21 protein-coding genes are annotated in these 8389 nt (G+C 57.6%); 11 read left to right on the forward strand and 10 right to left on the reverse strand.

Annotated elements, in window-relative coordinates; all coding sequences use genetic code 11:
* The 10 genes from EN884_RS16140 to EN884_RS16180 all read right to left on the reverse strand — a co-directional run.
* A partial coding sequence (locus EN884_RS16140) for a hypothetical protein (RefSeq protein WP_206617601.1) occupies window positions 1-307 on the reverse strand: 307 nt, incomplete at its 3' end.
* A complete protein-coding gene (locus EN884_RS16145) occupies window positions 304-843 on the reverse strand; it encodes a hypothetical protein (RefSeq protein ID WP_063168437.1) in 540 nt (179 codons plus the stop codon). The genes EN884_RS16145 and EN884_RS16140, both read right to left, overlap by 4 nt.
* A 34-nt stretch (window positions 844-877) precedes the next feature.
* Complete coding sequence (locus EN884_RS38655; RefSeq protein ID WP_158515794.1) at window positions 878-1030, reverse strand: hypothetical protein; 153 nt, start codon at window positions 1028-1030, stop codon at window positions 878-880.
* Window positions 1027-1242, reverse strand: coding sequence for a hypothetical protein (locus EN884_RS16150; RefSeq protein ID WP_063168438.1), 216 nt, complete (start codon window positions 1240-1242; stop codon window positions 1027-1029). Before EN884_RS16150 ends, EN884_RS38655 begins: the two co-directional genes overlap by 4 nt.
* 167 nt (window positions 1243-1409) lie before the next feature.
* The gene (locus EN884_RS16155) at window positions 1410-1598 is read right to left on the reverse strand and encodes a hypothetical protein (RefSeq protein ID WP_063168439.1); all 189 of its coding nucleotides are present in this window, start codon (window positions 1596-1598) and stop codon (window positions 1410-1412) included.
* Window positions 1599-1603: 5 nt separating this feature from the next.
* Window positions 1604-2041, reverse strand: a complete 438-nt coding sequence (locus EN884_RS16160; RefSeq protein ID WP_063168440.1) for a TerB family tellurite resistance protein — start codon at window positions 2039-2041, stop codon at window positions 1604-1606.
* Window positions 2042-2109: 68 nt separating this feature from the next.
* Window positions 2110-2427 (reverse strand): hypothetical protein, encoded by a 318-nt coding sequence (locus EN884_RS16165; protein WP_063168441.1) that lies wholly within the window; start codon window positions 2425-2427, stop codon window positions 2110-2112.
* 236 nt (window positions 2428-2663) lie between these two features.
* The gene (locus EN884_RS16170; protein ID WP_127224380.1) at window positions 2664-3074 is read right to left on the reverse strand and encodes a hypothetical protein; all 411 of its coding nucleotides are present in this window, start codon (window positions 3072-3074) and stop codon (window positions 2664-2666) included.
* A gap of 147 nt (window positions 3075-3221) precedes the next feature.
* Window positions 3222-3455, reverse strand: a complete 234-nt coding sequence (locus EN884_RS16175; protein WP_063168443.1) for a hypothetical protein — start codon at window positions 3453-3455, stop codon at window positions 3222-3224.
* Window positions 3452-3682, reverse strand: coding sequence for a helix-turn-helix transcriptional regulator (locus EN884_RS16180; RefSeq protein ID WP_063168444.1), 231 nt, complete (start codon window positions 3680-3682; stop codon window positions 3452-3454). Before EN884_RS16180 ends, EN884_RS16175 begins: the two co-directional genes overlap by 4 nt.
* 74 nt (window positions 3683-3756) lie before the next feature.
* Between EN884_RS16180 and EN884_RS16185 the strand changes: the two genes are divergently transcribed.
* The 11 genes from EN884_RS16185 to EN884_RS16230 all read left to right on the forward strand — a co-directional run.
* Window positions 3757-4119 (forward strand): helix-turn-helix transcriptional regulator, encoded by a 363-nt coding sequence (locus EN884_RS16185; RefSeq protein WP_127224381.1) that lies wholly within the window; start codon window positions 3757-3759, stop codon window positions 4117-4119.
* A complete protein-coding gene (locus EN884_RS16190; protein ID WP_127224382.1) occupies window positions 4079-4612 on the forward strand; it encodes a hypothetical protein in 534 nt (177 codons plus the stop codon). Before EN884_RS16185 ends, EN884_RS16190 begins: the two co-directional genes overlap by 41 nt.
* 987 nt (window positions 4613-5599) lie before the next feature.
* On the forward strand, window positions 5600-5983 hold the full coding sequence (locus tag EN884_RS16200; protein ID WP_063168447.1) for a ProQ/FinO family protein: 384 nt from the start codon (window positions 5600-5602) through the stop codon (window positions 5981-5983).
* On the forward strand, window positions 5980-6156 hold the full coding sequence (locus tag EN884_RS38660) for a hypothetical protein (RefSeq protein ID WP_158515796.1): 177 nt from the start codon (window positions 5980-5982) through the stop codon (window positions 6154-6156). Before EN884_RS16200 ends, EN884_RS38660 begins: the two co-directional genes overlap by 4 nt.
* Window positions 6143-6358 carry a hypothetical protein gene (locus EN884_RS16205; protein WP_063168448.1) on the forward strand — a complete coding sequence of 72 codons (216 nt, stop codon included), beginning with the start codon at window positions 6143-6145 and terminating at the stop codon, window positions 6356-6358. The genes EN884_RS38660 and EN884_RS16205 overlap by 14 nt, the downstream gene beginning before the upstream one ends.
* A gap of 139 nt (window positions 6359-6497) precedes the next feature.
* The gene (locus EN884_RS16210; RefSeq protein WP_127224383.1) at window positions 6498-6770 is read left to right on the forward strand and encodes a hypothetical protein; all 273 of its coding nucleotides are present in this window, start codon (window positions 6498-6500) and stop codon (window positions 6768-6770) included.
* Window positions 6767-6970, forward strand: a complete 204-nt coding sequence (locus EN884_RS16215) for a hypothetical protein (RefSeq protein WP_063168450.1) — start codon at window positions 6767-6769, stop codon at window positions 6968-6970. The genes EN884_RS16210 and EN884_RS16215 overlap by 4 nt, the downstream gene beginning before the upstream one ends.
* Entirely contained in the window at window positions 6958-7149 is a 192-nt protein-coding gene (locus tag EN884_RS16220) for a hypothetical protein (RefSeq protein WP_127224384.1), read from the forward strand. The genes EN884_RS16215 and EN884_RS16220 overlap by 13 nt, the downstream gene beginning before the upstream one ends.
* Window positions 7146-7316 (forward strand): hypothetical protein, encoded by a 171-nt coding sequence (locus EN884_RS38665; protein ID WP_158515797.1) that lies wholly within the window; start codon window positions 7146-7148, stop codon window positions 7314-7316. The genes EN884_RS16220 and EN884_RS38665 overlap by 4 nt, the downstream gene beginning before the upstream one ends.
* On the forward strand, window positions 7313-7516 hold the full coding sequence (locus tag EN884_RS16225) for a hypothetical protein (protein WP_063168452.1): 204 nt from the start codon (window positions 7313-7315) through the stop codon (window positions 7514-7516). The genes EN884_RS38665 and EN884_RS16225 overlap by 4 nt, the downstream gene beginning before the upstream one ends.
* A 1-nt stretch (window position 7517) precedes the next feature.
* On the forward strand, window positions 7518-8389 hold an 872-nt coding region (locus tag EN884_RS16230; RefSeq protein ID WP_164895023.1), incomplete at its 3' end, for an AAA family ATPase.

An 8389-nucleotide genomic window follows, 5' to 3' on the forward strand; every position in this document is an offset into this window, starting at 1 on the left:
GCTGCGCGCCGAGATCATCACGCAGGAGATTCCAGAGAAGCCCACCTTTGTTGCTGTAGCCCACGGGAACCAACTCCCCCGGCCCGTCGACCCAAAGATCGACATCGGTGTCACCCTGCGGCCAGACCGCGTGGACGATCATATTTCCTGGCGGCTCGGCGGCCGCCTGCTCCACGGCTTTCTTCACCTGGATCAGGAGAGCCACGATGCCAATGATCATGACCAGGCCGAGAATGGTGTTCAGCAGGACGTCACGATAGGCGACGCTGTTGATCTCGCTGTCGTAGTCGATCTCGGGCTCGTTCATTTGATGTACATCCGACCCTTGAGTGCGTCGGCGTCAATGTGCAGAAGCGCGGTCGCGGTTCGCAGAATGTGCCCATTGACGGCCAGCCAGAGGCCGAGACCTGTGCCGATCAGCGTTGTGTAGAACGCGACCTTCATGCCGTCGATCATCTGCGAGATCGCATGCATGGCCGCATCGCTCCCGCCGGAAAGGTTGAGCCCCTCGACCGCCTGGGCAAACCCGGTGATGTTGCCTATCAGTCCTAGCGTGACCAGCCAGACCGATACGGCCGCAACAAAGGTGTTCTTGATCTTGAACTTCCGGACATCAACCCAGTTGCCGAGCTTGACCTCGTTTAGGGCTGCCGACGTCTTCCTGACGCGCTGGACAAAGCCAACCATGGCCACCAGGAAGACAACAACCATGCCGTAGCCGATGCCTGTCGTCTCATTGGCGAAGAGAACCTGAACATGACCCTGCATGAAAGCCCAGCTCAGTCCGGCGACGATGCATGCGTTAAAAACGACAATCCTGTACCACAAGAGATTATTCAGCATGCACTTCCCCTTTTCAGTCCCGAGTTGTTGATGTTCAGTCCGCCGCAGTGTGCATCTCGATCGGCGCCGACGTCCGCGCGCTCGAGCCGAATGTGATCAGCAGGATGGTGAAGCAGGCGCCAAAGAAGGCGGCCAGCGCTATCGATCCCTTGAGGGAGACAATGGCCGTGCGCCTCCCGACTCTCATGATTCTCTTCCGCCCGGAACGGGTGCCGCCGGCTTGGTCAGGAACCAGTCAGTTCCGACCGCCAGGACGCACGAAGACCCGTCGGCGTTGACTCCCACCGTCGTCCATGTAGCGCCGCCGGCCGAAGCGAAGACCGCCATGAGAAGTTTCTCATTGATGAGGCCGCCACCGATTTGAACCTCGTGGAACTTCTCGGCGAGTGCCTTCTTCATGTCCGCCCAAGGCGCACAGGATGGCTGATCAGCGGCAAGCGCTGGAGACATTGTCAAAAACGCTGCGAGGAACAGGCATGCTTTCACGGCAAGTCTCCTAGAGGAATTGGTGCCGGGCACGGCCCCCGGCTGGCCAGTTAAGTTGGATTGTCGCCGTTAGGCGACGATCAGGACTTCGACCCCTTAAGCCAACCCTCGATCGTCTCCATCTTCCACAACGTGAAGATGAGGCTGGCGACGAAGAGGCTCGAGAACAGATCCATGAGCGTGCTGAAAATTACGAATTGCAGCACGATCAGGACCAGTTGGATGACGAGAACGGCGCCGAGCGCCTTCTCCTTGAGCCAGGCGAGCATATCGATCAGGCGGCGAGTTTGTCGTAGTTGACGTTGCAGATCGACGCTATGTCCTTCATGACAGCGACTTCGGCCGGCGAGATGCCGCCTTCATCGGCGACATCAAGGCTGGCAAGAACGATTGCCTGGCCGAGCGAGCCTGTCTTGTCGCGGGCGATGACCTCGCGGATTTCGTTCTTCAGTTCGGCCTTGCCAGATCGCGTTGTCGTTTTGCCTTGCATCTTGCCGAAGACCGATTCGATCTGGGTGGAATCGAAGCCGGCGGCGATGGCTGAGTTCGAGCGAATGACGGTCAGCGTCTTCTCGTATTCCTTGTCGTCGATACCGCCTTCGGCCGCCGCGGTGAGCGCGCACGCGGCGCACATGCCTTCAAGAAAATCCTTGTTCCCAGAGAACTGGTTCATGGCTTCCTTGGCTTTGCCCTTGAACAAACTTCCGAACAATGTCGTCTCCATATTTTGGTTGAGGTTTGGTCGTTCTACTTATCCTGGCGTGGTGGGCCAGAATTCCTTCAGGCGAAGCGCTCAGCCATCTTGCGACGGCGATCGGCTTCAGCCTTCTGTTGGGCGTTGATCTTTTCGTTGGTCGCCTGGCGAAGGGCGCGTTTGCGCTCGCCGCGCGTCATCGTCTCTTCATCATCGACGGCGACAGGCACCATCTTGCGCGAGCTTACAGCCTTCCGGCGCGGCCGTTTACCTACGCGCTCGGCATGCCGCAGGATGGCGGCGAGAGCGCCACCTTCGAAGATCGTCTTGCTGCGCTCCTCGCGGATAGCGCGACGGCGTTCACCGCGCAGGAGAGTGGCGCCTGGTGAATTGGTTGGCTGCACTGGCTGGAATGACCGCTCCCTGCCAGCCCTAGCCGCGCGCCTGAGTTCTGCGGCAGTCATATAGAGAAGGTCCAACTCGGTCTTTTTGCCAAATCTAGCGCGCGGTGGCGTTCTGGTCGCAGTAAACATCACTTATGCCCTTTCACTGCCGCCGCGACATCTGCCGCCGGCTGAATTCCTGTATCTTCCTATGGATGTCGGACCCCTGCTCTGTTGGCAGTTCCGGTGCGATCCATTCAGCCAACGAGTTCCCGCAGTTTTGAAACCAGTTCGCCACCTTCAGTCTCCGCATGAGCGGAAATAAACGCCGCCAGTCGAGCAGCCCTTTTGATTGAGGCATCAAATTCCCCCCGAGCAGCTTCTAAGGCTGCCTGTTCGAGATCCAGCATTTCGTAATTGTCGATCCGTCGCGCCTGTTTCTTCCAGATCGTCTGGACGCGCCGCTCAGTCCACTGCCGCGGTCGATCGCGCAGAACGTCGATCGGCAGCCTGCGTTCGATTCGCTTGACAGCTTCGAAAGCGGCTCCAATGCAGCTCTTTGCGTTTCTGCCCTGGCGAACCTGCCAGGTGTTTTGGACGAGGCTGCTCGCAGTTGCCACATCAGACATTGCGGAAGCCTTGCCCGAAAAGGGCACGCGCATGTTCATTTCCTCCGATACGTTGAACACCATCGAAGAACGGCCCACCCCATAACCCCGGGCCGCTGGGAAAAAGGAAGAACGAAAATGCTCTCGAGACCAGAACAAGGAATTGCTTGCAGGCTGATACTTGTCCGAGATGGAGAGCAGACAAATTCATGGGCGGATCGCCGCCCCAACTGGTTGATGAAGGCCGAAGGAAATCGCAACAGCGATCGCCAGCCGGCCAACCGAGTAGAAAGCGCGCGAGCCAACGCATGCCGCGCCGGAATTGTCGGATCCGCGATTCTCGCTCACCGCAGAGAATGAATCCGAACGCAGAAGACCAGAGGTAGCCGTCACCGCGCCAGCGGGGCGGCAAATGCCGTTCATGGCGAAGGCGTTGGTCATTCTGCGACCGCAAGCTCAGGGCACAGCGCATCGGCCGTGCCGGCGTCAGCCGCATCTGAAAGAACCTGGAGAGAAATGAGCACAGCGCCTTTCGGCGGATTGCCGACGCGCTCCATGTTGGAAACCGTCGACTGATGAACACCCAAGAAACGGGCCAGTCGGCCCTGGTTCCACTTAAGGCGCTTTCGCAGCGCCTTCATGTCGAGAGGTGAATTCGTTTCGCTCATAATCCGTAATATGCATATCACATATTCACAGTCAAGAGGCGAAACGCATATCGTTAGCAAGTAAGATGTATTTTATGAAAAAGTTTGATGACCGACCCGACAGATCTCAACGCCTGCAGCAGGCGAGGATCGCCCGCGGCTTCAAGACCGCAAAGGCCGCCGCCGAATTTTTCGGCTGGAAGGTGCCGACCTACAATCAACACGAGACCGGGCGAACCGGCTATCAGAACTGGCTGACTGACTACGCTAGGGCCTTCAAGGTGGATGAGTCATGGCTTTGGAGTAACGTCGGCCGCGGACCCGGGGGTGGTCCTGACCTTTCGATACCTGATCACACAAAAGAAAAACTGAAACTTCTCGAGCCGGACGACCTGATCGAAGTCTTTGATTATCTCGATGGCATTGTTGACAGGGCAGTCCAAAGAAGCCGAAAGTGATCACGTAAATAAATCGAGGGGAAACAAAGGGGGTAAGCTTAAAATGGGTGTGGCGCTCGGTGCTGGCCTGTGGTCGGATTCTGGGATGACTGAAGTATCAGAAACCCAACAATTCCAGTCATGTGAGGCATTTGTTTCCATGGAGGGGGATGTGGCCGATTTTAAAGCAAAATATGAAGGTAAAGAAAATATTACGGTGTCGGTGCCTTTTTCGCTAATGGGGATGCTATACCATGAGGTGCGCTACGCCGCGCAGCTTATGATTTACCGGCAAAGGATGAGGGTGGATAAGGGCGTGGAAAAGATGCTTGAGCTATGCGCGACGGCACTCAGACCTTCGACCACGGAAGTCATACTGGACAAGGAAACCCGCGACCGCGTGGTAATATACCAATTCGCCGAGCACTCTCCTTTCTGCGTGCGGATGTCGCCAGATGAGGTGGAAAGCTTCGTGATCAAGCTGAAATCTGTGGATAAGTCAGCCGCTCACTGAAAAGATATTCGCCACCAGACCTCGGAGACGAAGGTGCTCGCGCCTTCTTTCATTTCCTTGAGGCAATCTTTCTTACTACCCTTATGTTTTCGTTCTGCAAACAGGTTCAGCCGGCTATCCTCCAAAGACCCCCTAACCCCATAGCCTTAGCTACGGAGCTCGGGGGTCTTGGAAAACTCTGCAACTCAGGACGAGCCGACTAGAGCCCCCAGATTTACCTTGCGGCAAATCAAGCCCTGCAAATCCCGGTGGCGCCGCAGGATGATCTAACCCCGCGCCCGCAGCTTATCCGGCCAGGGATTGCACCTGGTCGCTGCGATGATGCCCTCGTTTCATGATTGTAATACCAAGTGAGTTCGGCTACACCGAATCACTGGATTTTGGCCACGAACCGAATTCATCCAGTCTTTGGCCCCCTTGGGATCTCCCATCGGGGCCTTTCTTTTTGGCCTTCTCGCCTGAGCGGAACAGCCAACATTTTCGATTTTTATAAATTCTTGCACGCTCAACATGCCGAGCGTTCTGCATATCGTCAACCAGAAAATATGGATTTACCATTTTTCCTGTTGACTGAATTTATGTGATATGCATATTAGAGGGCATTGAAAGCCCATTAAATCGGAATCGACTCTCACTCCGGAGGTGCCCTCGTGACGAAGATCTGACCACCCGAATTCGGCACATCGTCAACGGGCTGGCGCGAATGCCAGCCCCTCCCACAAAGGAGGACAGCGTGATCACCTCAATCAACATGTCATGCCCCTTCTGCCGTTCCTTGGACCTCGCCGTGCGAAACTTCGGAACCGGAAAAACCAGACAGTTCCACGTCAACTGCCACAACTGCGGCGCTGACGGTCCTCTTGCTGATGGCACTACCGAAGCCTGGGCGCTTTGGAATGAACGGCCGAACGAACCCCAACGGGGCGACGGCACACCACCTCATCACTCAAACTAGCGCCGTCGGCGCCTCGCACAAAGGGGACCATCATGTCGAAGCCCTTCTATTCCTATCGCGAGCACATCCTTCCCGCCCGTGAGCAACTGGCGAAGCGGTTCCCTGCAGCTTTCATGCGCAAGGGCGAGCCGGAGAAGAAACCTCTCAAAATCGGAATCGCCAAGGAAGTCCTGGCGCTGGTCAAGGATATTCCGCGGAAGGTCGTCAAGCGGGCGATCAGCGATTACTGCTCCGGCCCGAAATACACCAAGGCCATGGTCACCGGCGCCGTCCGCGTCGATCTGGACGGAAAGCCGGCCGGCAATGTGTCGGCCGCTTCCGAGGCCTATGCACGAGCTCGTGAGGCCGAACGCCAGAAGCAATACCACCAGCGGCATGCGAGCCGGCAGATCGTCACCGAGGAAGCTCGGCCGTGAACAAGACGCTCGCCGCCCTCAATGACGAACTTGCCGAGGCGAAGAAGGCCTACGAGCACTGCAGCTTTCACGACAATTACCAGCGCCTGCGTGCATGCCAGGGCGAATGCCAGGTCGAGATCGATCGGTTGAATACGGCGATCGCGGAGGCGGAAAAGCATGCCGACGCGTGAACAATTTACCACCGAAGAAGAATTCGTCGCTGCTCTGCGCGACTGGTTCGCTGGTCAAGCGCTGGCCGGACTGTTGGCCTCATGGAGCCTGACAGACGACATTCGGTTTGTTCGGATGAGCAACGTCGACCGAATGAAAATGTTCGCCTTCAATTCGTACATGCAGGCCGACGCCATGCTCGCCGAAAGGCAGAAGCCATGATGTGGCGGGTCACATTGTATTCCCTCTGCGTCCCGCCGTCGCCGCAACTGTATCGCGACTTCGAAACAGAAGCGGAGGCCGAGCGCTGGAAAACATGGAGCGCCTGCCTTCCTTGCCATGCAAGATTGAGGCGGCAATCATGAGCCACAATCCCCTCGCCCAATATCCGATCGTCCAGTTGCGAGCCTGGGCCGAAGCCAACATCATCTCCACCAAGAAATATGTCGACGAGATCGAGCGCCGCAAGAGCGTCGCGCAATACGAGATCTGCGGCGAGCTTTGCACCTGCACCGCCTTCTGCGATCGGGTGAACGACGAGATCCAGGCCAACGGTGGCGCGGACGGATTCTCGACCCTGACGGAAGCGGAACTGATCGACAGACTGAAGGCAAGTAGCGGGGTGGCGGCATGATCCGCTGCCTCGCTCGCGAAGACATGATGGCGCACGCCGCCGAGGCGGTCAGCTTTCACCATGGTGGCAATCGCTATGCCGCCCTCTTCCATATCCGCATCGCCATGGGACTGGCGTCACGACTGAAGGACGCCGCCGCCCGCAAAGTGCTGATGACCTATCAAAATCGCATGAGGAGGAAATCGGCGTGCGCGGATTGAACCAGCCATACCCGAAGCAGATCGGCCGCCGAGTCGTGCATGACGAGACTCAAAAGCAGGGCTTCGTGGTTGTCCAGCCGGGCAGCGACGCAACGCATGTCTATGTGCTCTTCGACGGCGCCGACGAGGCCATACCCTGCCATCCCGGCAGCCTTGAATATGTGGAGAAGGCAGCATGATCGACATCATTGTTGAAGGCGCCGCTGCGATCAATCTGGCGGTTCTTTCCGGCACGGTCAAGGCAAACGATACGTTCGCGCTCATCGCTGCGAAGTTATGTCCAGCTGTGCTTGCTCTCTGCCTCGGTGTGCACGCCTACGGTAAGCTCATGGGCTGGCCGGTATGATCGGCGCCGAAGCCAAGCGCCGCGTTCTAGCCGCCCTCGAAGAGATCGAGAAGTTCGACACGGACCGCGCGTTCATTCTCGCAGCGCGCCGCCGCTACTGCGATCTGACCCAACCCCACCTTGCTGTAGTCGAGCCGAAGCGTTGCGACGCTGGCGCCGGCATCGTGATGACGCACTCAAACATTCGGACCGGATACTGACATGCCCATCTCCTACCTGCGCATCAACAACTACATGCGCGTCGAGAACGTCGAGTTCAACCCAAAGGGTGGGCTGAATGAGATAACCGGGGCAAACGGCGCCGGCAAGACAAGCACGCTGAGTGCGCTCGCGACCATGGGCGGAAAGAAAGAGATCGCTTGGAAGCCTATCCGAGATGGCGCGGAAGAGGCGACGATTGAAATTCACGTTGACGGAATCGGCACGGCGCAGATACGGATCGTCCGCAAATTCTGGACCGACAAGAACGGCAGGCAGGCCGAGTCCCTGATCATTGAAAGCGCCGACGGGGCCAGGTTCCCATCCCCCCAGAATATGATGACCGGCTGGCTGGGCGCCTTTGCGTTCGACCCCCTTGCTTTCACCCGCATGGATGCAAAGGAACAAGCCGAGATCCTGAAAAGGTTCGTTCCCGATTTCGACTTCAACGCGATCGACAAGAAGAACCGCGAGGACTTCGAGACTAGGACCGACGTCAACCGGTCGGCGAAGGATCTGCGAGCTCGCGTCGGCGGCATCATCGTGCCAGCAGACACACCGGATGAACCGATCGATGAGTCCGCTCTCGTGGAGGAACTGCAAAGCGCCGGCGCGCACAACTCTGACATCGAAAAGCGCAAGGCAAACAGGCAGTCTCTTCAACGAGACATTGATCAGCGCGCAGATGGCGTCGGGCGCTCCCACGCAAAAATCGACGAACTAAAGCAGCAGATATCAGCCATCGAGGAGAGCATCACCGTCGATGAAGGCTGGATCTCGGAACAAAAAACTCGCTTGGCCAAGGCTGGTGCGTTGCCGACGCCCATCGACCAGTCGGCGATCACCGCCAAGATCAACGCGGCACGGACGATCAA

The sequence above is a fragment of the Mesorhizobium sp. M7A.F.Ca.AU.001.01.1.1 genome, assembly GCF_004022735.1.
Lineage (GTDB): Bacteria > Pseudomonadota > Alphaproteobacteria > Rhizobiales > Rhizobiaceae > Mesorhizobium > Mesorhizobium ciceri.

What these genes read in the sequence shown, in the direction of transcription:
- EN884_RS16145 (WP_063168437.1), bottom strand. Translation starts at nt 843, where the DNA reads ATGCTGAATAATCTCTTGTGGTACAGGATTGTCGTTTTTAACGCATGC.
- EN884_RS38665 (WP_158515797.1), top strand. Translation starts at nt 7,146, where the DNA reads ATGATCGACATCATTGTTGAAGGCGCCGCTGCGATCAATCTGGCGGTT.
- EN884_RS16150 (WP_063168438.1), bottom strand. Translation starts at nt 1,242, where the DNA reads ATGAAGAAGGCACTCGCCGAGAAGTTCCACGAGGTTCAAATCGGTGGC.
- EN884_RS16215 (WP_063168450.1), top strand. Translation starts at nt 6,767, where the DNA reads ATGATCCGCTGCCTCGCTCGCGAAGACATGATGGCGCACGCCGCCGAG.
- EN884_RS16155 (WP_063168439.1), bottom strand. Translation starts at nt 1,598, where the DNA reads ATGCTCGCCTGGCTCAAGGAGAAGGCGCTCGGCGCCGTTCTCGTCATC.
- EN884_RS16190 (WP_127224382.1), top strand. Translation starts at nt 4,079, where the DNA reads ATGGCATTGTTGACAGGGCAGTCCAAAGAAGCCGAAAGTGATCACGTA.
- EN884_RS16170 (WP_127224380.1), bottom strand. Translation starts at nt 3,074, where the DNA reads ATGAACATGCGCGTGCCCTTTTCGGGCAAGGCTTCCGCAATGTCTGAT.
- EN884_RS16205 (WP_063168448.1), top strand. Translation starts at nt 6,143, where the DNA reads ATGCCGACGCGTGAACAATTTACCACCGAAGAAGAATTCGTCGCTGCT.
- EN884_RS16175 (WP_063168443.1), bottom strand. Translation starts at nt 3,455, where the DNA reads ATGACCAACGCCTTCGCCATGAACGGCATTTGCCGCCCCGCTGGCGCG.
- EN884_RS16180 (WP_063168444.1), bottom strand. Translation starts at nt 3,682, where the DNA reads ATGAGCGAAACGAATTCACCTCTCGACATGAAGGCGCTGCGAAAGCGC.
- EN884_RS16200 (WP_063168447.1), top strand. Translation starts at nt 5,600, where the DNA reads ATGTCGAAGCCCTTCTATTCCTATCGCGAGCACATCCTTCCCGCCCGT.
- EN884_RS16210 (WP_127224383.1), top strand. Translation starts at nt 6,498, where the DNA reads ATGAGCCACAATCCCCTCGCCCAATATCCGATCGTCCAGTTGCGAGCC.
- EN884_RS38655 (WP_158515794.1), bottom strand. Translation starts at nt 1,030, where the DNA reads ATGAGAGTCGGGAGGCGCACGGCCATTGTCTCCCTCAAGGGATCGATA.
- EN884_RS16225 (WP_063168452.1), top strand. Translation starts at nt 7,313, where the DNA reads ATGATCGGCGCCGAAGCCAAGCGCCGCGTTCTAGCCGCCCTCGAAGAG.
- EN884_RS16185 (WP_127224381.1), top strand. Translation starts at nt 3,757, where the DNA reads ATGAAAAAGTTTGATGACCGACCCGACAGATCTCAACGCCTGCAGCAG.